General features: G+C 37.5%; 20 protein-coding genes, 1 tRNA gene and 1 riboswitch. Of the genes, 7 read left to right on the top strand and 14 right to left on the bottom strand.

Features of this window, described 5'->3' with window-relative positions; translation table 11 throughout:
* Positions 1-112 precede the first annotated feature (112 nt).
* The 4 genes from mgtA to trpS form a co-directional block, all read right to left on the bottom strand.
* Entirely contained in the window at positions 113-2,803 is a 2,691-nt protein-coding gene (gene mgtA, locus LACWKB8_RS07325; protein WP_038524027.1) for a magnesium-translocating P-type ATPase, read from the bottom strand.
* A 92-nt stretch (positions 2,804-2,895) separates the two neighbouring features.
* Positions 2,896-3,061, bottom strand: a riboswitch (M-box (ykoK) riboswitch).
* Positions 3,062-3,119: 58 nt separating this feature from the next.
* Positions 3,120-3,719 carry a hypothetical protein gene (locus LACWKB8_RS07330; RefSeq protein WP_038524030.1) on the bottom strand — a complete coding sequence of 200 codons (600 nt, stop codon included), beginning with the start codon at positions 3,717-3,719 and terminating at the stop codon, positions 3,120-3,122.
* On the bottom strand, positions 3,706-4,185 hold the full coding sequence (locus LACWKB8_RS07335) for a deaminase (RefSeq protein WP_038524032.1): 480 nt from the start codon (positions 4,183-4,185) through the stop codon (positions 3,706-3,708). The genes LACWKB8_RS07330 and LACWKB8_RS07335 overlap by 14 nt, the downstream gene beginning before the upstream one ends.
* Before the next feature lie 5 nt (positions 4,186-4,190).
* Positions 4,191-5,210: a tryptophan--tRNA ligase gene (gene trpS / locus LACWKB8_RS07340; RefSeq protein ID WP_038525044.1), complete on the bottom strand. Its 1,020-nt coding sequence runs from the start codon at positions 5,208-5,210 to the stop codon at positions 4,191-4,193.
* A 96-nt stretch (positions 5,211-5,306) separates the two neighbouring features.
* Here trpS and LACWKB8_RS07345 point away from each other — a divergent pair, with 96 nt between their 5' ends.
* The 4 genes from LACWKB8_RS07345 (at position 5,307) to LACWKB8_RS07360 (ending at position 11,558) form a co-directional block, all read left to right on the top strand.
* Positions 5,307-5,912 (top strand): SOS response-associated peptidase family protein, encoded by a 606-nt coding sequence (locus LACWKB8_RS07345; protein WP_038524035.1) that lies wholly within the window; start codon positions 5,307-5,309, stop codon positions 5,910-5,912.
* Between the two features lie 185 nt (positions 5,913-6,097).
* Positions 6,098-6,168: transfer RNA gene (locus tag LACWKB8_RS07350), tRNA-Gly, on the top strand.
* 233 nt (positions 6,169-6,401) lie between these two features.
* Positions 6,402-8,477 (top strand): BspA family leucine-rich repeat surface protein, encoded by a 2,076-nt coding sequence (locus tag LACWKB8_RS07355; RefSeq protein ID WP_038524038.1) that lies wholly within the window; start codon positions 6,402-6,404, stop codon positions 8,475-8,477.
* A 222-nt stretch (positions 8,478-8,699) separates the two neighbouring features.
* On the top strand, positions 8,700-11,558 hold the full coding sequence (locus LACWKB8_RS07360) for a MucBP domain-containing protein (protein ID WP_038524041.1): 2,859 nt from the start codon (positions 8,700-8,702) through the stop codon (positions 11,556-11,558).
* Between the two features lie 61 nt (positions 11,559-11,619).
* Here the strand turns inward: LACWKB8_RS07360 and LACWKB8_RS07365 are convergent, their stop codons facing one another.
* From LACWKB8_RS07365 to greA, 4 genes are all read right to left on the bottom strand, one after another.
* Complete coding sequence (locus tag LACWKB8_RS07365) at positions 11,620-12,282, bottom strand: CPBP family intramembrane glutamic endopeptidase (protein WP_038524044.1); 663 nt, start codon at positions 12,280-12,282, stop codon at positions 11,620-11,622.
* 87 nt (positions 12,283-12,369) lie between these two features.
* The gene (locus LACWKB8_RS07370; protein ID WP_038524047.1) at positions 12,370-12,726 is read right to left on the bottom strand and encodes a hypothetical protein; all 357 of its coding nucleotides are present in this window, start codon (positions 12,724-12,726) and stop codon (positions 12,370-12,372) included.
* On the bottom strand, positions 12,719-14,032 hold the full coding sequence (locus LACWKB8_RS07375; protein WP_038524050.1) for a Y-family DNA polymerase: 1,314 nt from the start codon (positions 14,030-14,032) through the stop codon (positions 12,719-12,721). Before LACWKB8_RS07375 ends, LACWKB8_RS07370 begins: the two co-directional genes overlap by 8 nt.
* 78 nt (positions 14,033-14,110) lie before the next feature.
* Complete coding sequence (greA, locus tag LACWKB8_RS07380; RefSeq protein WP_038524052.1) at positions 14,111-14,572, bottom strand: transcription elongation factor GreA; 462 nt, start codon at positions 14,570-14,572, stop codon at positions 14,111-14,113.
* 208 nt (positions 14,573-14,780) lie between these two features.
* Between greA and LACWKB8_RS07385 the strand changes: the two genes are divergently transcribed.
* The 3 genes from LACWKB8_RS07385 (at position 14,781) to LACWKB8_RS07390 (ending at position 17,162) form a co-directional block, all read left to right on the top strand.
* Positions 14,781-15,203 carry an Hsp20/alpha crystallin family protein gene (locus tag LACWKB8_RS07385; protein ID WP_038524055.1) on the top strand — a complete coding sequence of 141 codons (423 nt, stop codon included), beginning with the start codon at positions 14,781-14,783 and terminating at the stop codon, positions 15,201-15,203.
* Between the two features lie 451 nt (positions 15,204-15,654).
* Entirely contained in the window at positions 15,655-15,753 is a 99-nt protein-coding gene (locus LACWKB8_RS09175; RefSeq protein WP_082229357.1) for an SHOCT domain-containing protein, read from the top strand.
* A 92-nt stretch (positions 15,754-15,845) separates the two neighbouring features.
* Positions 15,846-17,162 (top strand): C1 family peptidase, encoded by a 1,317-nt coding sequence (locus tag LACWKB8_RS07390; protein ID WP_038524058.1) that lies wholly within the window; start codon positions 15,846-15,848, stop codon positions 17,160-17,162.
* A gap of 68 nt (positions 17,163-17,230) precedes the next feature.
* On the opposite strand, the gene LACWKB8_RS07395 is transcribed toward LACWKB8_RS07390, so the two are convergent.
* The 6 genes from LACWKB8_RS07395 to LACWKB8_RS07420 form a co-directional block, all read right to left on the bottom strand.
* Positions 17,231-18,169, bottom strand: a complete 939-nt coding sequence (locus LACWKB8_RS07395; protein WP_038524061.1) for a nucleoside hydrolase — start codon at positions 18,167-18,169, stop codon at positions 17,231-17,233.
* Positions 18,170-18,177: 8 nt separating this feature from the next.
* Complete coding sequence (locus LACWKB8_RS07400) at positions 18,178-19,134, bottom strand: ABC transporter permease (RefSeq protein WP_038524064.1); 957 nt, start codon at positions 19,132-19,134, stop codon at positions 18,178-18,180.
* A complete protein-coding gene (locus LACWKB8_RS07405; RefSeq protein WP_052059678.1) occupies positions 19,134-20,279 on the bottom strand; it encodes an ABC transporter permease in 1,146 nt (381 codons plus the stop codon). Before LACWKB8_RS07405 ends, LACWKB8_RS07400 begins: the two co-directional genes overlap by 1 nt.
* Complete coding sequence (locus LACWKB8_RS07410; protein WP_038524067.1) at positions 20,272-21,807, bottom strand: ABC transporter ATP-binding protein; 1,536 nt, start codon at positions 21,805-21,807, stop codon at positions 20,272-20,274. Before LACWKB8_RS07410 ends, LACWKB8_RS07405 begins: the two co-directional genes overlap by 8 nt.
* 74 nt (positions 21,808-21,881) lie before the next feature.
* Positions 21,882-22,952: a BMP family protein gene (locus tag LACWKB8_RS07415; protein ID WP_038524069.1), complete on the bottom strand. Its 1,071-nt coding sequence runs from the start codon at positions 22,950-22,952 to the stop codon at positions 21,882-21,884.
* Positions 22,953-23,070: 118 nt separating this feature from the next.
* Positions 23,071-24,162 (bottom strand): BMP family protein, encoded by a 1,092-nt coding sequence (locus LACWKB8_RS07420; protein ID WP_038524072.1) that lies wholly within the window; start codon positions 24,160-24,162, stop codon positions 23,071-23,073.
* Positions 24,163-24,359: the final 197 nt, after the last annotated feature.

A 24,359-nucleotide genomic window follows, 5' to 3' on the forward strand; every position in this document is an offset into this window, starting at 1 on the left:
ATTTTCTCCTTAATTTTCGCTTAATTATACTATATTATACTACATCACTAAAAAAGGGAATTCCTCTCGGAGTCCTCTTTTTTGTAGTTATTTAGCAATCAAATTCAATTTTCTAAATTAAAAATCTTTCGCCCTTGAGGTAGAAATGCTTAACCAGCGTTGTCAATAAAATATACATTACGAGTATAGCAAAGACTACCCACATAAATGAGATTGGCATTTTGCCAAAGCCCAACTTTTGTGCCAAAAATGAAAATGGGATTAAGCTACCAATAACACCTGCGCCAAATGTCGCCAGCGTGACTCCCGGTGCAGCGTGTTGCTTAATAAACGGCAGACGCGGATCACGTAAAGCATGAATGACCATTTCTTGTGTCCACAGTGATTCAATAAACCAACCTGTGTGAAATAGAGCTACGAAAGCAACCTTTTGTGTTTCACTGATTGCATTGTAATTTCCACCTACAAGTTGCGGACAAATTACAAAGAAAAGCAAAGCAAAGGTTAAGATATCAAATACCGATGATGTCGGACCAAAATAAAACATAAATTTAGGTAATTTTTTAGTAGACCATGTTCTTGGCTCTTTCAAAAACCTATCAGACATATCGTCAAACGGTAGTGCCAAGCAGCTGGTTCCGTAAAGCAGGTCTAAGACTAAGAGCTGCAAAGGCAGCATCGGTAAAAACGGCAAGAAGGACGAAGCCACCATGATTGATAGGATATTACCAAAATTAGATGACAGGGTAATTTTAATATACTTCATGGTATTACCAAATACCTTACGGCCAATTCTTACGCCTTCTTCTAGTACATTCAAATCTTTATGAAGCAGAATAATATCAGCAGATTCTTTGGCAATATCGACAGCCGTGTCAACAGAAATTGAAACATCGGCTGCTTTCATCGCCGGAGCATCATTAATGCCATCTCCCATATAGCCTACAGTATGACCATTTTGCTTTAGCAAATTAATAATTTTAGTTTTATCTTCTGGCGATAATTTAACAAAAATATTGCATTCTTCAACCATTTTTGCTAGTTCTTCAGGCTTTTTACCTTCAAGGTCTGCGCCTGAATAGACTGTGTCAACATTTAGTCCGACTTGTAAGCCAACAGTTCTAGTAACAGCTTCGTTGTCTCCAGTTAAAATTTTAACGTTGATGCCATCATATTTAAGCCGTGCCAAAGCATCCTTCGCACTCTCTTTTGGCGGATCAAGAAAAGCAAGATAACCGCATAAGATCAGATCATTTTCATCTTTGACTGAAAATTCACCAACAGGAGCAGGGTTGCGCTTGTAACCCAGCATAATAACGCGCAAGCCGTCATCATTCATATCGTTGACTTTAGCCATTACCCTCTGTTTACGCTCAGGAGTCAGCGGTAAAATTTGTCCGTCAACTTCCAGTTTAGTAGCAACGGCCATCATTTCCTCTGAAGCACCCTTAGTTACCAACAAGTGTTTTCCGTGCTGCTCATCGGAATTTTCTACCACTACGCTCATTCGTCTTCTAGAAAAATCAAAGGGAATCTCGTCAATCTTATTGTAATCACGTTGGATCTCGCTGATGTCCAGTTCATCCCCCGCAGCCTCAATAATAGCTTTATCTATCAAGTTCTTCATCCCTGTTTGATAGTAAGAGTTAAGGTAGCCTAATTCCAAAATGCGCGGGTTTTCTTGTAAATTCAAATCATAATGACGCTCTAGAACTACTTTGTCTTGTGTTAACGTACCAGTTTTATCAGTACACAAGATGTCGGCAGACCCAAAATTTTGAATGGAATTCATCTTTTTAACAATGGTGCCCTTTTTCGACATCTCAATCGAACCTTTAACCAGATTAGTTGTTACAATCACAGGCAGCATTTCCGGCGTAAGTCCCACAGCAGTAGCAATTGAGAATATTAGCGCATTTATCCAATCGCCTTTAGTTATCCCGTTAATAATAAAAACTAAGGGAGCAATAATCGCGGTCATGATGATCAATAATTTCGAAACATTTTTGATACCGATATCAAATGTCGTATTTTTCACATCATTATGTGAAATATCATGGGCCAATTTACCAAACATTGTTCTTTCGCCGGTGGCAAAAACAATTCCGAGCCCAGAACCTGAAACGATAGTCGTCCCTTCGTATAAAATGTTGGGATAATCTAAATAATCTCTATCAGACCCTAACTTGGGTTTTCTGGTAGCAATTTTTTCTACCGGATTAGACTCACCATTTAAGGAACTTGACGAGCAGAAAAGGTCCTTACTCGTCAAAAGCCTCATGTCAGCCGGCACCATATCACCAGCGGCTAGGCGAATTACATCACCTACAACTACTTTACTGGTGTCAATTTCTTGATCTTTGCCATCACGAATAATATCCGTAGTTACAGAAACCATCTTAAGTAAAGAATCTACTGCATTTGACGATCTGACGTTTTGGACAAAACTGGTAATACCCGAAATAAGCACCATTGTCACCATAATAGCAACAGTAGTTAAATCCTTTTCTCCCGCTGGTACAAAAATATAATCAGTAAACAAAGAAAGAGTAGCTAAAACAAGTAACACTAAAGTGAAAGGAGTAATAAAAGCCTCCGCTAAAAAGCGTAACTTAGAATTATGTTTACTGGTGGCGATAGTATTTGAGCCATATTCTGCCCTATTTTTTTCAGCCTGCTCGCTAGACAAGCCGTTACTGCTTGCATGCAGCCGTGCTAAAGTTTCTGACCTGCTTTCTTTGGCAATTGCCTTGACTAGTGCCAGATCTTTGTTAGCAGCTGTACCATTTGGTTTTCTCAGCATTTCCCCCACTCCTTTTCCTCACAAAACAAAATCAAACAAACTAAAAAAGGACCGCCCATGCTAACCGCTTGGCGACCCTTTTTCAACAGGTATTATTGTACTCATCGTTCAGTTTTAACACTACGTGACGTAAGCCTTGCTGCTAGCCATCTGGTTTTCGCCTTATATCGACGATAACTATTTGACCCGTTGGCATCTCTGGATGTTTCCGGGCGATAGCATTTGTTCACGTAGGAGTCTCACCTAACAGTTTATTTTGTTCTTATTCAATTTGCATTGTGAGTTTAATACATTAATCAGTAGAAAGTCAACTATTTTACCTTTTTCGGTAAAGATTATTTTTAAAGAAATAAATTAAACCTCCAACTACTAGGCCTAGAGCTAATGCAATCGGCAATGCCACCTTGTGCGGATGGGTAAGCTGGGCTCTTTCATTGCTGGACAAATCATACTTGTCTAATGAATACTGGTAACGTTGGTCAATTGTAGTTGCACAAGCCCTAAAAACGAAACGCAAACCTTCATTAAATTCTTTTTTATTAGTACTGCGCAACTTGTCGGATTGAGAACGAATTATATTTCCTCTAACATCAGCACTAAAAGCGCTGTGTAAGTCTTTACTGGAATAAATCTGCACATTGCGTTTTTTATTTTTGGTTCCTACTACAATAAAAACGGTGCGTTTATACTTATTCAATTTAGCAGGCGTTAAATGATCGACACGATTTACCGTTTTAACTATTATTTGTGGCTGTTCACTGGTCTGAAAATAACGATCATTTTTTGCTAAAATTAACTTGCTGGTTTCACGTTCAAGCAAATTGCTATTATCTTTAATGTTGGGACTAGTAAAACCAGTCATTGTTAGAAAAACACCAATTAATGCTGTAAAAAAAGCTAGTTTAGTTTTCAGCATCTTCCAGCTTATGTGCCAATTGCTCCACATATTCGCGATCGATGTTAATTTGTTCATAAGGAACCCCACAGTCTTTAAAAAGTTTGATTGCAAGCGGATTGTCATTATAATCAAAATAATAATTGATTTTTTTAATTCCAGCTTGCACTAATGCCTTAGCACAATTATAACAGGGAAAGTGTGTGACATAAATTTCTGTGTCATCTGTTGAAACACCGTTACGCGCACATTGAATAAGTGAGTTCATTTCAGAATGAATGGTGCGCACGCAATGCCCGTCAACTAATTGATGACCCACATCATCACAATGCGGCTGACCCGTAACAGAACCATTATAACCGGTTCCGATTATGCGATTCTTTTTCACTAAAACACTGCCGACTAAAGCCCGATCACAAGTTGACCTTTGGGCAATTACCAAAGCCTGCATCATAAAGTACTGTTTCCAAGGAATTCGCTTACGCATTTTAGTTACCTCTTAAAATAATTCAAACCGATGGCGTCCCGCACCTCTTGTAAGGTTTGGTTGGCCACCTCGTTTGCCTTTTTAGAGCCCTCAATCAACATATCATAGACAACAGATGTATCCTGTTCATACTGAGCACGACGCTCACGTATCGGTGCCAATTCTTTTTCCAACACCGTATTTAAGTAACGCTTAATTTTGACGTCACCCAAACCGCCTTTTTGGTAATCTTCCTTTAATTGCGCTACCTTATCCTTGTCAGGATCAAAAATATCAAGGTAGGTAAAGACAGTATTGCCTTCCACTTTGCCTGGATCTTCAACATGAATGTGCTGCGGATCAGTATACATTGACATTACTTTTTGTTCAACGGTCTTGGCATCGTCAGAAAGATAAATAGCATTATTTAAGGATTTGGACATTTTGGCATTACCATCTAAGCCGGGTAAGCGTCCTTCGCCCTTTTCAGGGAAGTAGCCTTTAGGTTCTACTAAAACATTGCGGTTATAAACACGGTTAAAAGTTCGCACAATTTCACGTGCTTGTTCTAGCATTGGCTCCTGGTCGTCTCCAACTGGTACCAAAGTTGCTTTAAAGGCTGTGATATCGGCTGCTTGTGACACTGGATAATTTAAGAAACCAACGGGAATGGAATCATTAAAACCCTTTTGCTTGATCTCAGCCTTGACAGTCGGATTACGCTCTAAACGGCTCACTGTAACTAAGTCCATATAATAGGCTGTCAGTTCAAACAAAGCTGGTATTTGTGATTGAATAAAAACTGTAGAAATTTCAGGATCTATACCTACTGCCAAGTAGTCCAGTGCTACTTGGATTAAACTTTTGCGAATTTTTTCAGGATTACGCGCGTTATCAGTTAAAGCCTGCGTGTCGGCAATCATGATAAATGGGTGATATTCACCTGAGTTCTGCAATTTAACCCTATTTTTTAACGAGCCAATATAGTGTCCCACATGCAATTTTCCTGTTGGTCGGTCACCTGTAAGGATAACTTTCTTTTTCATCATAATTTACCTTCCTTAAATAATTAAAATCTTTTTAATGTAATAATTATATTAATTCTACCAAAAATCATGCAATGATTAAATACGGAGGAAAAAATGTGCAATCAATTTCAACTGCCAAATTTAGCAGAAATTAAAAAATACTTAGTAAATGACTTAAATTTGCCTTTAGTAGAACCGGCAAGCAATTTGCCTCAAAACCAGAACATTTTTCCTAAAGGTCTTGCTCCCGTTTTGGTTTATGCTGATAGCCAGTTGCAGCTACTGCCCAAATCATGGGGTTATCCTAGTCCGTATGATCAAAACAAAGTCATATTTAATGCGCGAATTGAACGCTTTTTTGAAGAAAAACGGTCAATGTGGGATTCTTCTTTTGCCAAATCTCGTTGTATTATTGTTGCCAGCCAATTTTTTGAATCAGGACATAATACTTATTCTGCCGAAAATGGTCATACATACCATGAACGCTTCAGTTTCAAGAATACAAAGGGTGCATTAACACTAATTGCCGGAATTTATCAAAAGGATCATTTTTCAATGGTTACTACTCAGCCAAATAAGACTTACGCTGAAATTCATAACCGGATGCCTTTAGTTCTCCAGGCTGCTGAACTGCGCCAATGGCTATTTCAGAACTTTTCATCCTTAGTTGATCGCAGCCAGCTAAGTCTTGATTCTGTTAAGTTACCACCTAAAAAATAACAACAATATCTCCAAATTAATTCAAACAGCTTCTCGCTCCTATTTATTATTACGCAAAGTTAGATTGGAATTCTTAAAAAATGACATTACTTTAGGACATTTTTCTTCTCTTAGCAGCTTACTTGTAAAATTTTAAAAACAAAACTTGGTTTCGAAAACGAAACATGGTAAACTGTTTGAGTAATGCGGGTATAGTTTAATGGTAAAATGTTAGCTTCCCAAGCTGAAGATGCGGGTTCGATTCACGCTATCCGCTTAAATAAAAAGCAATGGCTTTACTAGCCATTGCTTTTTTTGTTTATCAAATTATTAATGTAAGGCTATTATATTTATTTTATTCATATAATATTTAAATATACTATAAATATATATTAATTTATTTTGATATAATTATCAATCATTTAGTGTTAATATAAATTTAGGTATTATTTTTAAAATTAATGTCAGTTTGGTTCTGGTTTTAATTTTGTAAGGTCAAAAGGTATAATAATGAATTCAAAATTTAATTTACACGGCAGAGAAAAATTAATATTAACTAGTGTCGCTACAGCAGCTCTAGGTTTAATTGCTATGAATCCTGCTGTCATTAAAGCTGATACTGCAGTAGCTAAACCCTTGACTACAAAAAGAGAAGTAATTAATAAGCATAAAAGTAAGCACAAAGAGTTTTATCAAAATACTAACAGCTTAAAAAACAAGGATACAGGCACTAATACTAATAGTTATGTTGCTAATAATACAGAAGTTGACCCATTAGCAAGCAGTGCTACCATTAGCACCAATTCTAATTCTACTCTTAATGCTGCAAATCAACTTCAGCCATCAAATGTTCAAAGCATAAAAGATGCACAAAATTCCTCAGCAGGAACTATATCAGTGAAGGAAGATGACCCTGAATCAATAATGATTGGTGATTGGGACGGATTAAAAGTAACGCTTGATATTGATGCACGTGTATGCACTATTTCAGGTGGTACAATTACTGATCCTGATCAACTTATTCCCTATATTCCCAATACATTCGGACTCGCTGAAACATTAAAGTTTGATGGTCCGTTGAAAATTATTGGTAAAGCAAACGGGATATTTTCTGGGCTTGCTTACACGACTAAAATTGAAGGTTTAGAAAATATTGATACATCTCAAGTTACCAATATGAGTCAAATGTTTAGTGGATGTGAGAAGTTAAAACAACTTGATTTAAGCAGTTTTGACACCAGAAACGTTAGGAATATGTACGCAATGTTTCAAAATTGTAAAAGTCTTACCAGCTTATCCCTTAAAAACTTTGATACGACCTCAGTGAATGAAATGACTAACATGTTTAATAATTGTACCAACCTATCCAGTTTAGATCTTAGCAGCTTTAATACTTCCCAAGTCAAGAGTATGTTTAGCATGTTTGGCTATTGTACTAGTCTTTCCAGTCTAGATCTTAAAAATTTTGATACTGCTAAAGTGCTTGAAATGACAGCTATGTTTAGCAATTGTACTAACTTAAAGTCTTTGGATATCAGCAATTTCAATACGCTTTCTGCAAAGAAAAGTTACATGCTAGCCGGAGCGTCTAATTTGAATACTTTAATTTTAGGACCAAATTGTTCTCTTAAAAATACTGCACTAGATAGACCTGGTTTTTGGCTAAATGTTGGTAGTGGCACTATGGAACATCCTGAAGGCAGCAAACACTGGACATCCAAAGAATTAATGTCCAAATATACAGGTGAACAAGATCATGATACTTATGTTAGAACAAATTCTGCAGTCATAGAGCACTTTCTGGATGAATCAGGAAAAAACATTGCTCCGGATAATGCTTTAACTGGAAACAGTGGTGAACAATATTCCAGTAATTCCAAAGACATTAATGGCTATATTTTAAAAACTAGTCCGACAAACACCAAAGGAACTTTTTCTGACCAAATTCAAGAGGTTACTTATGTTTATGCTAAGAAACCGAAACAAACAGGTTCCCACCATATTGGAGAAGGTGTCGTTACAGTTCATTACCAAGATGAAAATGGCCAGCAGCTTGCTCCTGATCGTGTTCTAAACGGTAATGTCGGAGATGGTTATCTTACACAAGAAGTAAAATTGACTGGCTATAATTTGACTCAAAGACCAAATAATGCCACTGGTTTTTATACTGACAGGCCGCAAAGTGTCACCTATATTTATTCGCAAAACGTCACAAACCGGACTGCAGTGAAGAAAACAGTTCTTCATAATTCCTACCTGTACGACCAAAATGGCAGTCGTAAAACTGGCAAATACTTTATAGGTAAGACTATTTGGACTTATGGCACTAAAGTTATTCAGGGTAAGAAGTATTACGATTTAGGCCAGAACAACTATGTTAAAGCTACTAACGTCTCAGGTGTTAAGCGCAAGCTCAGGCGCAACAGCTATGTTTACAGTAAAGCAGCTAAAAAGCTGCAGCGCCGGCAGCGAAAAGCCTTAAAGAAAGGGCAAAAAGTTAGAACTTATGGCGCAGCCGTTAAGATCCGGCAGAAGTTATATTATATTGTGGGAAAAAATCAATACATCAAAAAGAGTAACTTTTAATAAACATTACAAGTAAAACGAGTCTGGGAAGAATCATCTCTTCCCAGACTCATTTTCATTGTCTAATTATTAATTTTTAAGGATAGCAATTACTTTTAACCATATACTATTGTTGTATAAAGTATCAATATAAACTGTTGTTTTTACTTTTAAAATGTTATTATTAGTATATCTTAATGTTTTGTTTCTTTAATTTGTGAAAGGTATAATTATGGTTCGACAATGAATTCTAAATCCAACTGCCACCATGGAGGCAAATTAATACTTACTAGTGTAGCTGCTGCTACTTTGGGCTTAATTATTATGTCTCCTGATGTGGCTAAAGCTGACACTTTAGTCAAGTCTGCTGTTACTAAAAAGCGAGTGACTAAAAGCAGATCTTTTCCGGAAAGTATTGATAGTAATCAGACTTCGGTTTCAACTGATAGTCCTGCTGCTAATAGCAATCCTGCAAGTACTACTTCTAAAGGTGCGGATAGTAATGTAACTCATACGCCAACTTCACCTAACAGTGAAACTAAAGACTCTAATGATCCGCCAACTGCGAGTGATAAAGCTAAAGGAATTACACCGCGGTCGGTTTTGACAGCTTCTTGGGGCGGACTTGATGTAACTTTGGATACTGCTACTGGTATAGCAACTATACCAGGCGGTACAATTAAAGATCCTCAATACTTTTATCAACTTTTTTACGATAAACAAGTGTATAAATCTATTAAAAAAATCAAGATTACAGGGCCATTGAAGCTCATTGGCGATGCCTCTTGGATGTTTATGTGGCTTAGTGACCTAACTGAAATTGAGGGCTTAAATCAAGTTGATACTTCTGAAGTCACTAATATGCACTCGATGTTTTATTTGTGTCAAAGTTTAGAGCATCTTGATCTGAGTAGCTTTAACACCAAGAAAGTAACTGATATGCACTCGATGTTTGCCCCTTGTTACAAGTTATCGAGCATAGACTTACACAGTTTTGATACCTCTAGTGTTACTAATATGAGCTTTATGTTTTCCAGTTGTCAAAGTTTAACCAGTCTAGACTTGCGCAATTTTGATACTGCTAAAGTTACTGATATGACAAATATGTTTTTTGATTGTCAAAACTTAAAAACTCTAAATATCAGTAGTTTCCAAATGGCGCAGGTAACTAGTAAAAGTGGAATGTTAAAAAAGCTAACTAATTTGTCAACCTTAGTTCTGGGTCCTAAGAACTATTTACAGGGAACTGACCCTGATGCATCCGGCGTTTGGTTGAACGTAGGCAATGGCACAGTAGATAAACCCCAGGGAAATAAGAGCTGGACTTCTAATCAATTAATGAATAACTATTCCGGGAGCAGAGACCAGGATACGTATGTCAGGTTAAGCGGTGCAGTTACAGTCCACTACCTCGATGAAGCTGGAAAAAAACTGGCAGAAGACAAAATTTTAAATGGAAAAATCGGTGACTCCTATAGCAGCGAACCCCAAGATATTGCTGGCTATGTGTTAAAAACCACTCCTGCAAATGCTAAGGGAACATTTACAGATAAGGTCCAGGAAGTCACTTATGTTTACACTAACCAGGTTAAAGTGCTGGTCCATTACGTTGACCAGGACGGCAAGCCGATTGCCGCTGATGAAACTCTAAGTGGCAAGATAGGCGATGACTATCCTGCAAAGGAAATTGCTGGCTACGTAATCCAAACAAAACCAAGCGGCAAGTTTTCTGGCACGGAAACAGAGGTAACTTATGTTTACACTAACCAGGTTAAAGTGCTGGCGCACTATGTTGACCAGGACGGTAAGCTGATTGCCGCTGATGAAACTCTAAGCGGCAAGATAGGCGATAATTATCCAGATAAAACGATTGCCGGCTATATAATCCAAACAAAACCAGCTGGCAAGTTTTCTAGTACCGAAACCGAAGTTACCTATGTTTACACCAACCAAGTTAAGGTGCTGGCCCACTACGTTGACCAAGATGGCAAGCCGATTGCCACTGATGAAACTTTAACTGGCAAGATAGGTAATGACTATCCAGATAAAACGATTGCCGGCTACGTAATTCAAACTAAACCGGCTGGCAAGTTTTCAGCGACAGTAACCGAAGTCACTTATGTTTACACCAATCAGGTTAAAGTGCTGGCGCACTACGTTGACCAGGACGGTAAGTCGGTTGCCGAAGATGAAACTTTGAATGGCAAGATTGGTGATGACTATCCAGATAAAACAATTGCTGGCTACATAATTCAAACAAAGCCAAGTGGCAAGTTTTCTAGCTCTGAAACCGAAGTCACTTATGTTTACACTAATCAGGTTAAAGTGCTGGCTCACTATATTGACCAGGACGGCAAAACAATTGCCAATGATGAAACATTGAATGGCAAAATTGGCGATGACTACCCTGAAAAGAGAATTGATGGCTACGTAATTCAAACTAAACCAAGTGGTAAATTCTCCGGCACAGAAACAGAAGTAACATTTGTTTATGCTAAGAAACCGAAACAAACAGGCTCCCACTATATTGGAGAAGGGGTCGTTACAGTTCATTACCAAGATGAAAATGGCCAGCAACTTGCTCCTGATCAGGTTCTAAACGGTAATGTCGGAGATGGTTATCTTACGCAAGAAGTAAAATTGACTGGCTATAATTTGACTCAAAGACCAAATAATGCCACTGGTTTTTATACTGACAGGCCGCAAAGTGTCACCTATATTTATTCGCAAAATGTCACAAACCGGACTGCAGTAAGGAGAACAGTTTTTCATAATTCCTACCTATACGACCAAAATGGTAGTCGTAAAACTGGCAAATATTTTACGGGTAAGACTATTTGGACTTATGGCGCTAAAGTTATTCAGGGCAAGAAATATTACGATTTAGGCCAGAATAACTATGTTAAAGCTACTAACGTCTCAGGTGTTAAGCGCAAGCTCAGGCGCAACAGCTATGTTTACAGTAAAACGGCTAAAAAACTGCAAAGTAAGGCCTTAAAGAAGGGGCAAAAAGTTAGAACTTATGGCGCAGCCGTTAAGATCCGGCAGAAGTTGTATTATATTGTAGGAAAAAATCAATACATCAAAAAGAGTAACTTTTAATAAACATTACAAGTAAAAAGAGCCAGGAAATTTTTCCTGACTCTTTTTTAATTTCATTTTTTTAAGTCATAATCATTAGGAGAACACCATTTAATACTGCTAAATAAATTGGCATCCATAAAGTTTGCGTATAAAGGTATGACCAAGCAAAAAGGGCTCCAAAAATCACATTAATAAGTAGTAAAGGTAATGAATGTTGCCAATTAAGAAGACTGAATAAGATACCTGAAGTTAGTATCCCTAAAATTGCAGTTGAAACAGTGTTGCTTCTAAAAGCATAGTTAAATAAAAAACCAGTAATTAAAAATTCCTGCAGTATCGGCAAAACTACACCAATGGCCACTACTAAAAACCAGTAAGTCGCTACTGCTTCATGGTGTAAATAGACAATTTGAAAATTATATAGTTTAAGTCTGCCATAAGATTGGAGCCATGAAACACTAATTCGTAATGCAGTTACCACAACAGTCAGGCCAATAATTAAGCCAAAGTTGCTAAGCCAGGAACCCGCAAAACTACGGTCAAAAAAACGTTGTTCCCTATTAAAGCGATAAATAAAAAACAATGAAACCATTAATGAGATAGTTGCAAATAAGATTAGATCCCAAATATGAATTGGTGAATTAGCAGTAACTAGCTTAATCACTCCGGCAACCATTAAATAACTAATAAAATAAATAAGATAGCGTATTAAGTTGCCTTGCCTTGATGCTGGTGTATTCACAAAAATTACCTCTATAATATTATGTACTCTACAAGTTCCATATTATAGCAAAAAAAGTAGCCTATATAAAATATCAAGGCAGATTTATTAATCCACACTAATATTATTTATATCCTCCAAAGCAATTTTTTGACCAGCAACAATAATGCCGTCTTCACCATAACCACTGACAAAGCCAACAATATCTGCCGGCAACTGATTATCGTCATTCATAACCTTAAGCTGCAGATGGACCATGCGGTGATTACCGTACGCCTTGAGCAGCTGCAAGCTTATATCTTCTATACTCATAGTATCTTTAGCAGGATGCTTTACGCTGCGCTCTTGCTTATCTTTATTAATTGCCATAGTATGATCGCTTAAAAAGAAGCCTTGCCACTTTTTCATTTTACGATCTTGGTAGTTTTTAAAAAAATCTTGGACAATTTTATCAAAATCATTCATAAGCATTTCCACCATTATGTCCGCCAACCAGACTGCTGCGCCTTATCGCAGTTGCTCCTTTAGACAGACTTGAGGCTTTGACTAAACTGGTAAAACCATATTTTTTCCTGATTTTGTCAACAGTTACATTTATTGTGTGCTTTTTAATTTGCTGCGTCGCGGGAACAAAAAAAGTTAATTGCTGACAATTATCTGGTGCCAAGCGGCTGCAATTAACCCCTAAAGCACGTACTGTTTCACCACGCCAGTTTTTACGAAAAAGTGCCAGTATTTCTTCAACCAACAAATCATTATCATTAGTGGGACAAATTTTTTGCTGCACGTTAAAGCCTTTGCGACTGCCATCTTGTTCATACTTAGAAAAGCCAACAAATAAGCTAATACAGCCAGCTTGTAAACGGTGAGCGCGTATTCTGGCACCAACCTGTTCGCCTATTTCACGCAAGACTATTTCAATTTCTCGTTGATCTGTATAATCACGGTTTAAGATCTGAGAATTGCCGTAATTCTTCATTATGGGAAAATATTTTTCGCTAATAATGCTGCGGTCAACACCCCAGCTAATCGCAAATAGCTGCTCACCGATTACACCAAATTCTTTTTTCAAAATCGCTGGATCAGTATGTGCCAGTTCATACATATTATTAATATGTAGATGATGCAAACGCCGAGCTATTCTTTTGCCAATTCCCCAAACTTCTTCCAAATCTTTGATTTGCCAAATAGTATCCGGCACATCAATATAATGCCAATAATCAATCATTGAGCAGCGATGCTTAGCAGAAATATCCATTGCCAGTTTAGCTAGCAGGGGATTTTCTCCAATCCCGCAAGTAGTATACAGCCCAATTTTTGATTTGATTTCTACTTGCATTTTACGTGCAACCAGGTACGGATCATCCCCAAACAAGCGCCACGACTTAGTCATATCAATCATACTCTCATCAATAGAATAGACATGAATATCTTCATCAGCAGCATACTTTTGAAAAATTTCCAATACCTGCATACTGCGCTTGATGTATAAATTCATATGTGGCTCTACCAGAATCAAATCCGGTGCTTCTTTTTTAGTGGGCAAATCCCGCACCCTCATCACGTTAGTCAACCCATACTTTTTCTTCGCTAAAGGTGAGGCCGCCATGATTAGCCCCGAGCCATATTTTGTATGTGGCTGATGCGAAACAACCGCTAATACAGCCTTCATCGGGTTTAGTCCTAATTGCAGGGCCTCACAGCTAGCAAAGAACGACTTGTTATCAATCATAAAAATTAAACGGTGCGGCTCATACCGATAATCATACATTGCTTTCACTTCCTATTGCAAACTCGTGTTCGCTAAAATAAATTATACAAACACAAGTTCGAATAATCAAGCGAAAAATTATTCGATTTTTTCAATAGTAACTTGATATTCCCCAGCCGGTGCAGCAACACTGACGGTTTTACCAACTTCTTTTTTCATGATTGCCTGCCCTAACGGTGAATCAAACGCAACTTTTCCAGCAGCTATATCAGCTTCCATACGACCGACAACTTGATATGTTTCAGTTTCTGGATCATCAGCAAACTTCAGTGTGACTGTCTTGCCCAAATCTACTTTACCATCAGCCTTTTTTTCAATGATTTCGGCATATTTCAATTGCTTTTCCAGATAACGCAGGCGACTTTGAAGGTGGCCTAAATCACGTTTTGCTTCCGTATACTCAGTATTTTCCGATAAGTCGCCTAGTGAGCGTGCTTCCTGCAAAATTTTAATTCTTCGAGGTCGGTCCTTTTTCAAATCAGCAATTTCATCTTTAATTTTTTGATAGCCCTGCGGCGTCATTTTTTGATAATAAACCAAAATATTTTCTCCTATATTTTTACTGCTAAAATTATCCACATGTTGAAAGCACTGTAATATTAGCATTTTCATTTAATTTTTAGCACTCAAAAAATAAGAGTGCTAATTATTTCCATTTTCAAAATCTGCATACTATAATAATAAGTGTAAGGAAGAAATGAAAGTCTTCTGATACAAATATATAAATTTTGAAAGGAAGTTTTTTACTATGGCAAATGATATGATGAATCGGCACAATGATTTATTCGATGCGATGAACGATTGGTTTGATCTTCCAAGAAAATTTTTTGACGATAACGAAGTAGCAAAATTAATGCAATCAGATGTTGTTGAAAACGACAAAGAATATGTAATCAAAGTTGACATGCCGGGAATGGATAAAGACAAGATCCACCTTAATTATAATAATGGTATTTTGAGTGTCTCGGGCTCAAGAAAGTCCTTCAAGGATATGTCTAAGGACAACAGCATAATTCACCGTGAAAGAAGTGAAGGTCACATTTCACGCAGCTTCAGATTGCCAAATGTGGTTGCAAGTGACATTCACGCCAAATACGATAACGGTGTATTGACTATTACCCTACCAAAGCAACAAGCTGGTGAAAGTGATAACTCAATTCAAATTGACTAATTGTCTTCAAATCATCAAAATATATTAACTCATTGATATAAGAAAAAGTCTATTTAAATTCATCTGAACTGTTTTTAAAATAAAACTTTTCAGAAACAATAAAATAAGCCAACCAGATTAAGTTCTGGTTGGCTTATTTTGTTTCCAACTGCTTTAAATAGTTTTAATCTAAGAATATCAATAATAATTTTAACATAGTTATTCTTGCAGTTCGGTTATTACTAATACGCAGTCTACTAAAGCAGAGACCACCTCACCTTTTAAACTTTTTCATTCTCAAGATTATTAACTGTTAAATTCAAATAACCAATGGCGCAACAAATATTTTTCTTAACGATTTAGATAAAACTGCTGCACCAATTTTAGCAGATGCTATTAAAAGCATGTCGCAGAATTACCAACAAAGTATTCAAAGTGCTCCAGTACAAAATACAACAGAAATACTCAAGATATGATTGCAGAGTTAAAGCAATTAAAAGAGTTAGTTGATGAAGGAATATTAACTGAAGAAGAATTTTCGGCTAAGAAGAAACAAGTTTTAGGATTATAAAGTCAAAGTGGGTTCAGCTATTGAACTCGCTTTTCTTTTAGCTTAAAATATAAAGTAATTTAAAAATAGATTAAAAAAGGAGAATATATTTTATGGCTCATAAACTAACTGTCCAAGAACTGGAAAAGTTTGCGGAAAACTTTAATAAAAATCCGCAAAATCAAGTTGTTGCTCGAGCTGCTCAAAAAAGTGGTGTTTTAACAGCTGCTTACAATGATTGCGTTCAAAGTGAATTGACCCGTGTATTTTCAACCGAACTTGACACAGAAAATGTTACTAATCAACGCCAATCAGGTCGTTGCTGGGAATTTGCTACTTTAAACATCTTACGCCACAATTTTGGCAAAAAATATCACTGCAAGAACTTTACCTTCTCTCAAAGTTATAACTTTTTCTGGGATAAAATTGAGCGTGCAAATATTTTTTATGACAATATTTTAGCTACTGCCGATGAACCACTTGATTCACGCACTGTTAAAGCTCATTTAGATGGTGCCGGTGAAGATGGTGGTCAATTCCACATGGGAGCCGCTTTGATTGAAAAATATGGCGTTGTGCCTTCTTATGCTATGCCTGAAAGCTTTAACGCCAATAATACTATGGGCTTTGCCAAGGCTTTGGGTGATAAGCTCAAAAAAGATGCGCTAGTCCTACGTAAATTAAAGCAAGACGGTAAAGACGATGAAGTCGAGAAAGCCCGTAAACAATTCCTAAGCGAAGTTTACCAAATGACGGCAATTTCAGTCGGTGAACCACCTAAGAAATTTGATTTGGAATACCGTGATGATGACAAGAAATATCATTTGGACAAAGATTTAACCCCTCTAGAATTTTTGCATAAATACATGGACGATGTTGACTTCAATGATTACGTTGTATTGTCTAATGCACCAGATCATGAATATGATAAGTTATATGGTCTGCCATTTGAAGACAACGTTGAAGGCTCTTATCGTATTAAATTCTTGAATGTGCCGATGGAATACTTGGAAACTGCAGCTGTTAACCAATTAAAAGATGGTGAGGCTGTTTGGTTTGGTAATGATGTTGGTGAACAAAGCGATCGTAAAAAGGGGTATCTTGACAGTGATCTCTACCAATTAAGCGACCTCTTTGGCGTAGACCTTAAGATGTCTAAGGCTGACCGCTTAAGAACTGGTGCCGGTGCCTCAACTCATGCTATGACTTTAGTCGGCGTGGATGAAGACGGCGGTCACGTTCGCCAATGGAAAGTTGAAAACTCTTGGGGTGAAAAGAACGGTGACAAAGGTTTCTTCGTCATGAACAACGACTGGTTTAAAGATTATGTTTACGAAGTTGTTGTCCACAAGAAGTACCTAACTCCAGAACAAGTAGCTATTGCCGAAGGTCCAATTACAGACTTACCAGCTTGGGACTCACTTGCTTAAGCTAAGCTATAACTAATAAAAAGACGAAATTCAAACACGAATTTCGTCTTTTTTGTTACAAATATTAATTACTTACTTCGTAGTAATAATTCATCAAATTTCTTAAAGAATAGCTTTTTATCAGCTTTAGTAACCAAAGTGATTTCCCGACCATTAGGATCATCTTCCATACGGCCAGCAGCTAATCCTTCCGTAATTACTTTTATTTGGTGCTTTTTACTTTCTAAAATCACTTCAGGATAAAGGACACTGATTATAGTTAAAACGTCCCAGAAGTATAATTGGACGCTCTTAGTTGGAGGATTGACTAAAAGGCAATAGCCTTGCGCAACTAAATCAGCAGCTGGATATTCACGTAAGCTGGCCCAATGCATTCTTATCTCATCTGTTAGTGGCAGTTCTTCACTGCTTTCAAGACCTACAATTTGTATTGGAATATTAGATTGCAATACTCTTTCAAGTGCAAATGGATCCCAAAAGGTATTCCAGTCTTGTGTACCATCAGCGTTAACTTGAATAACATTACCATGTCCATCAAGCGCTCCACCCATCCAATACAGTTTTTCAATGTTATCTGCAATTTTAGGATTGGTTTCTAAAGCACGCGCCAAATCTGTTAATGGGCCAGTCATAACTAAAGTTACAGGTTGACCTGCCGCCATAATTTTTTCGACCATATCTAAATGGGCAGGTTTTTCTGCCATTTTAGTAATCATTTTGCCAGATTGATTTAATAATGGTAAAAAATCAAATGAATAAGCAGCTTTACGCCATTCTTCTGGAAATTGGTTTACAGCCCGTGAATTTGACTTGGCAATTTCTATTTGGTCACCGCGTAAGTTAAATCTGTCCGTCATTTTACGGCATACTTCAACAGCAGGATCAACATAACCGTCAGCATCAATTGCACTGACCCCAATTAATTTAATGTCTGGAGCCAATAAAAGTAACAAATATGACACTAAATCATCAATATTACCGTCATGATTAAAATATATTTCTTTCATTTTTCTACCTATTTCGACTTAATATAATTTTGACCATCCGCTGCTGGAGCAACGGATTTTCCAAAGAACAGGACTAAAACTAAAATGGTAATTACGTATGGGGCAATTTGCATATAAACAGCAGGGATGTGGCTAAAGAATGGTAATTGATTGCCAATAATGCTGATACTTTGAGCAAAACCAAAGAATAGTGACGCTAGCATTGCACCTAATGGATTCCACTTACCAAAAATCATAGCGGCTAGCGCCATAAAACCTTGCCCCACGATAGTAGAAACTGAAAAGTTGCCTGAAATTGCTTCTGCAAATACTGCACCGCCTATTCCACCTAAAAAGCCGGATATTAACACGCCGGCATAGCGCATTCCATAAACATTGATTCCTAAAGTATCAGCGGCTTGCGGATTTTCACCACAAGAGCGCAGGCGTAACCCAAAGCGGGTTTTATATAAAATCCACCATAACAAAATTGACACAATTATTGCCAACCACGCAGGCGCTGAAGTATTTTGAAAGAAGATTGGACCAATGACAGGGATATTAGCCAAGCCAGGAAAGCTAAAGTAACCGAAACTTTGAGTAATATTTTCAGTTTGCCCCTTATCATAAATTGCTTTGATTAAAAACACTCCTAGTGGTGGTGCCATGAGGTTAAGCACGGTTCCGCTGATAATGTGATCAGCATGAAAATTAATGGTAGCAACCGCGTGCAGCAATGAAAAGAGCAAACCTACAATACCGCCGACAAAAAGACCAAGCCAAGGAGTTGCCTTACCAAAAGTAGAAGCAAAAGTCAGGTTAAACACAATAGCAGAAAAAGCACCCATTGTCATTATTCCTTCAAGACCAATGTTGGTAATCCCCGAGTTTTCGCTATAAACTCCGCCTAAAGCTGTAAAGATCAGTGGTGCTGAATACACAAAAGTTGATGACACAATTAGCGCTAAAATTGAAACTAAATTCATTAATTTTGTCCTCCTTGAGCCTTAGTGGAACTCACCACCACATTTTCCGACTTTTTTTCTGTGCCCTCAGTTTGTTCTTGAATTGCTTTAGCCTTTTTGGTTTTAAATAAGAGACCAATGACATACTGAATTGCAACGAAGAAAATAATAGCAGCAATTACTATTGAAACAATCTCATAAGGAATACCGGCAATGGTCTGCATCCCTAAGCCACCAATTTTTAAAATAGAAAATAGTAATGATGCTAGAAGAATACCAATAGCCGTGCCCCCACCAAGAAGAGCTACAGACAAACCGTCCCAACCAATATCCAGACTAGTTGTTTGGGTAAAGTAGTTTTGATAAGTACCAAGACCTTGCACAACACCACCTAGACCGGCAAAGCCGCCAGATAGTAACATAGACAGCATAATATTCTTTTTAGCAGACATACCAGCATAGCGACTGGCTGCAGCGTTCGTACCAACCGAACGAATTTCAAAACCAGTAGTAGTTTTCCTCATTAAATACCAGTATAAAAAGACGGCAACCAGAGCAATAAAAATTCCCGCATTAATCCGCGAATCACCAAACATTGAACTGAGCCAATCAATTTTTAAGCTGCCATTAGCAGCAATTGTTTTTGTAGTATCAGTGTCAACCCTTAATTGACCCGGCATAACTTGCTGCATTAAGTACTGGCAAGAATACAGCACAATATAGTTGATCATTATTGTTGTAATTACTTCGTTGGTACCAAACTGAGCGCGCAACCAGCCGGCTACACCGGCAACAAGCGCACCGGCAAGAATACCAGTAAGCACAGCTAGCGGAAGCAAAATCACTTTAGGCATGTGCGGGTTGGCAAGAACTACCCAAATGGATGATAGCCAACCAGCTTGAGCCTGACCGGGTAAACCAATATTGAAAAAACCGGCAGTTGAAGCAATAGCAAAGCCGATAGCGGTAAAAATCAGTGGCGTAGCTTCACGAATGGTTTCACCGATACCGTTCATGTTACCTAATGCACTAGAAAACATTGAAGCATAAGCTTGAAACGGATTATAGCTCCAAATCAGCATGATGACAGCACCAACAATAAAGCCTGCCAAAATGGAAACAATTGGGACTAGGATTTTCTTAGTTTTTAGTGTTACTTTAAGCAAGTGCGCTGCCTTCTTTCTTAACGCCAGTCATTAATAAACCTAACTCCTCATCACTGGTGTTTTCTGGCCTGACTTCGCCAGAAATACTGCCATCGTGAAGTACAATAATGCGATCGGACAACTGCATAATCTCATCAAGTTCATACGATATTAACAAAATTGCTTTACCCTGAGCTCGTTCATTTAGAAGCTGATTATGAATATATTCAATAGCACCAACATCAAGTCCGCGTGTCGGTTGAAAAGCAATAATTAAATTGCTGTTGCGGCTTAGTTCACGGGCAATGATCACTTTTTGTTGATTACCACCGGATAAATCACTGACGGGCACCCTTTCACTTGTAGTTCTAATATCAAATTGCTTAATTAATTTTTGAGCATGTTCATGAATGACATCATAATGCATGACATTGTGGCGTGAAAATGGTTCTTGATAGTAAGTTTGTAAAGCCAAGTTATCAGAAACAGAAAAAGGTAAAATTAAGCCATATTTTTGCCTGTCAGCAGGAATATATGACACGCCCTTTTCAGTAATTTGACGCACTTTACGGTTGGTCATATCTTCACCGTCGATGATAATTTTGCCAGAATGAACATGCTGCAAGCCCGTTAGCACCCTCGCCAGTTCATCTTGACCATTGCCATCAATACCGGCAACTCCCAAAATCTCACCAGCATGTAATTCAAAGGACATCCCTTTAATTACAGCAACGTTTTGCTTGTTTTTAACTTGTAAATTTTCAACTTGTAACATTGTTTTACCAACTTTTTCAGTTGGTTTATTAAGCTCCATGTTAACGTGGCGACCAACCATCAATTCTGCCAAGCGGTTATTATCAACGTTAGCGACATCAAAAGTCCCTACGCTGCGACCAGCCCGAATAACAGTCACACGGTCAGCTGAACGCTCAATTTCTTCCAATTTATGAGTAATTAAAATAATCGATTTACCCTCTTTAGCTAGCTCATGCAAAATTTGAATAAATTCAGTAATTTCCTGTGGAGTTAAAACCGCAGTGGGTTCATCAAAAATCATAATATCGGCACCGCGATACAGAACCTTAAGTATTTCCACTCTCTGTTGCTGTGCCACAGTAATCTCACTTATTTTTTTCTGAGGATCAACATTTAAGTTATAACGTTCAGATAAAGCTTTAATCTGCTGTTGTGCCTTTTTTAAGTCTAATTTGGGGCCCTTAGTTGTTTCGTGACCCAAAATAATATTTTCTAATACGGTAAAGGATCCCATCAACATAAAATGTTGGTGAACCATGCCTATACCCAAATCTTTTGCGACAGTTGGATTTTTAATGTTAACTTTTTGTCCGCGAACCAAAATGGAACCGGAAGTTGGGGTCATTAAGCCAGATAAAATACTCATTAAAGTTGACTTACCTGCACCATTTTCCCCTAATAAAGCCAAAATCTCACCCTTTTTCAAAGTCAGATTAATATCGTTATTGGCTTTAAAACCATTGAAATCCTTAACAATATGGCGCATTTCTATTACGTTCGTCATATTTTCCATTTTATGTTAATTTCCTTTTTTGTAAAAAACTCTTTGCATAAGAATACACAAAGAGTTTTAATCAATAATTTACTTTATTTCTGCGCTACTTTTATTTTCCCTGAAACTACTTGCTGCTTGGCTTTTTCTACTGCAAGCCAAGCTTTTGATGTAAGATTACCCTTCATAATCGAAACACCGTTGTCCTTTAATGAATAGACAAGATGTTTCCCTCCGGGGAATTTGCCATCAGCAGCATCATCAGCTAAAGATTTGGTCACTACGTTTAAACCCTTTAGAACAGAAGTTAAAGTAAAGTTAGCCTTTTTACCATCCTTGGATTTATAGTTGCCTAAGTTTGTCTGGTCTACGTCAGCTCCAATTACCCAAACTTTCTTACTTTCAGGTTTAGTTTGATTAAGTGCTTTAGCTTCTTGGAAAACACCGTTACCCGCATTTCCGGCAGCTTGGAATATTACATCACATTTGTCGGCATACATTGATTGCGCGATCGACTTTGCCTTATCAGTTGAAGTAAAGTTACCGATATATTGGATGCTGACAGTTATTTTTTTATGTTGAGCTTTAGCAGCATCTTTTACGCCTTGTTTGAAACCTGCTTCAAAAGTATCAATGACAGCTGATTTTGCTCCACCAATGAAACCAACTTTATTAGTTTTGGTTGAATAAGCAGCAGCTACACCACCTAGATAAGATGATTCATTGCTCTTGAAAGTAACAGATGCTACATTTTTTTGACCAGGTACTACATCGTCAACGATTACAAAATTTTTCTTAGGATTTTTCTTAGCAGCAGCCTTAACTGAATCTTTTAACATATAACCGATACCAAAAATAGTTTGGTAACCAGATTTGGCAGCTTGATTAAAGTTAGGCGTGTAGTCAGCTGCACTGCTTGATTGAAAATACTGATAGCCTTTGCCTTGCTTAAGGTTATGTTCCTTACCGTAATCCTTGAATCCAGCCCAAGCATTTTGGTTAAAAGATTGATCGTTAATACCATTACTATCTGTAATTAAAGCGATGCTATCCTTCTTATTTTGATTGCCTGTTCCCTGTTTTTTTCCCGAACAAGCATTCAAAAGCAAAGTGAACGAAGCCACCATTATTCCTAATGACAAAAATTTCGTAAATTTCTTACCCATGATATTACCCTCCACAAAATACGAACTTTTCAATACTAATGTTATAATAAAATACGTATTAATTCAAGATATATTTTTTTGTGGTTGATCATAGGTAAAAATGTTGGCATATTGCGAACTATTTATTTGGATGAAGCGGGACTTTGATATTACCCTTAATAATTTCAGTGCGTGCCTGACGCGAATATTGCCATGCTTTTTCACTAATTTGTCCGCGTTTGATCGAAACACCATTAGTTTTCAAACCGTAAACTAACTGTTGACCACCAGGGAATTTTCCGTTATATGCACGATTAGAAATGTCCCGTGTTGCTACATTTACACCAGTGATGACTGAAGTCAAAACAAAGTTATCTTTTTTACCGTCTTTAGCCTTGTAGTTACCTAAATGAGATTGGTCAGAATCAACCCCGATAGCCCAAACCTTTTTGGCAGCTGTTCTCGTCTGGTTAATTGACTTAGCCTCTTGAAACAGACCATTACCAGCTAAACCAGAAGCATGGAAGATAATATCCGCCTTTTTAGCATACATCGACTGCGCAATTGCCTTTTCTTTATCGGCACTCCTGAAATCACCTACATATTGATTTAACAGCGTAATCTTTTTATGCAATTTTTTAGCTTGGTCATGAACGCCTTTAGTAAAACCGGCATCAAACAAGTCAATAATGTTGCCGTGAGCGCCACCAATGAAACCAATGACGTTTGTCTTTGTTTCCGTTGCCGCAACTACACCTGCCAAATATGAAGCTTGCTCACTCTTGAAATTAGCTGAGGCCACATTTTTTTGCCCCTTAATTACTTCATCAACAATGACGTAGTTCTTTTTCGGATTCTTTTTAGCCGCTGCTTTAACAGCATCTTTTAAACTATAGCCAATGCCAAATATTGTCTGGTAACCGGCTTTACTTGCCTGATCAAAATTGGGCTCAAAATCTGCTGCGCTACCAGATTGAAAGTACTGATAACCATTACGCCCGCGATTAAGATGATGATCTTTGCCATATTCCTTAAAGCCTTCCCAAGCGGACTGATTAAAAGAATTATCGTTAACACCTGCGGTATCAGTAATTAAAGCAATTGAGTGCTTGGCACTACTACTTGAATTATTGCTGCCACCTTGTTTTTTTCCTGCACATGCTGTCAGCGCCAGACCAGCTGCAACTGCCGCTAGACTAATGGAAAAGATTTTTTTGATTTTTGACTTCATATTTTGACCTCCTGTAAATATCAACAGTAATAACATACCATATTTAGTGGTTATGTCAAAGATAGGCTACAATATGGAGTATTGATCTATCAACGTTCTCATTTTTCATGAAAATGAATGTAAACTACATGTTATTCTTTTTTGTATACAACAAAGAAAAGATCCAAAATTTTCGTATAGAAATGTTTTAATCCATT

Source organism: Lactobacillus sp. wkB8 (assembly GCF_000761135.1).
Lineage (GTDB): Bacteria > Bacillota > Bacilli > Lactobacillales > Lactobacillaceae > Lactobacillus > Lactobacillus helsingborgensis.

What these genes read in the sequence shown, in the direction of transcription:
- LACWKB8_RS07355 (WP_038524038.1), top strand. Translation starts at nt 6,402, where the DNA reads ATGAATTCAAAATTTAATTTACACGGCAGAGAAAAATTAATATTAACT.
- trpS (WP_038525044.1), bottom strand. Translation starts at nt 5,210, where the DNA reads ATGAAAAAGAAAGTTATCCTTACAGGTGACCGACCAACAGGAAAATTG.
- LACWKB8_RS07415 (WP_038524069.1), bottom strand. Translation starts at nt 22,952, where the DNA reads ATGGGTAAGAAATTTACGAAATTTTTGTCATTAGGAATAATGGTGGCT.
- LACWKB8_RS07375 (WP_038524050.1), bottom strand. Translation starts at nt 14,032, where the DNA reads ATGTATGATTATCGGTATGAGCCGCACCGTTTAATTTTTATGATTGAT.
- LACWKB8_RS09175 (WP_082229357.1), top strand. Translation starts at nt 15,655, where the DNA reads ATGATTGCAGAGTTAAAGCAATTAAAAGAGTTAGTTGATGAAGGAATA.
- LACWKB8_RS07370 (WP_038524047.1), bottom strand. Translation starts at nt 12,726, where the DNA reads ATGAATGATTTTGATAAAATTGTCCAAGATTTTTTTAAAAACTACCAA.
- LACWKB8_RS07330 (WP_038524030.1), bottom strand. Translation starts at nt 3,719, where the DNA reads ATGCTGAAAACTAAACTAGCTTTTTTTACAGCATTAATTGGTGTTTTT.
- LACWKB8_RS07385 (WP_038524055.1), top strand. Translation starts at nt 14,781, where the DNA reads ATGGCAAATGATATGATGAATCGGCACAATGATTTATTCGATGCGATG.
- LACWKB8_RS07410 (WP_038524067.1), bottom strand. Translation starts at nt 21,807, where the DNA reads ATGGAAAATATGACGAACGTAATAGAAATGCGCCATATTGTTAAGGAT.
- LACWKB8_RS07395 (WP_038524061.1), bottom strand. Translation starts at nt 18,169, where the DNA reads ATGAAAGAAATATATTTTAATCATGACGGTAATATTGATGATTTAGTG.
- LACWKB8_RS07400 (WP_038524064.1), bottom strand. Translation starts at nt 19,134, where the DNA reads ATGAATTTAGTTTCAATTTTAGCGCTAATTGTGTCATCAACTTTTGTG.
- mgtA (WP_038524027.1), bottom strand. Translation starts at nt 2,803, where the DNA reads ATGCTGAGAAAACCAAATGGTACAGCTGCTAACAAAGATCTGGCACTA.
- LACWKB8_RS07420 (WP_038524072.1), bottom strand. Translation starts at nt 24,162, where the DNA reads ATGAAGTCAAAAATCAAAAAAATCTTTTCCATTAGTCTAGCGGCAGTT.
- LACWKB8_RS07335 (WP_038524032.1), bottom strand. Translation starts at nt 4,185, where the DNA reads ATGCGTAAGCGAATTCCTTGGAAACAGTACTTTATGATGCAGGCTTTG.
- LACWKB8_RS07360 (WP_038524041.1), top strand. Translation starts at nt 8,700, where the DNA reads ATGAATTCTAAATCCAACTGCCACCATGGAGGCAAATTAATACTTACT.
- LACWKB8_RS07390 (WP_038524058.1), top strand. Translation starts at nt 15,846, where the DNA reads ATGGCTCATAAACTAACTGTCCAAGAACTGGAAAAGTTTGCGGAAAAC.
- LACWKB8_RS07345 (WP_038524035.1), top strand. Translation starts at nt 5,307, where the DNA reads ATGTGCAATCAATTTCAACTGCCAAATTTAGCAGAAATTAAAAAATAC.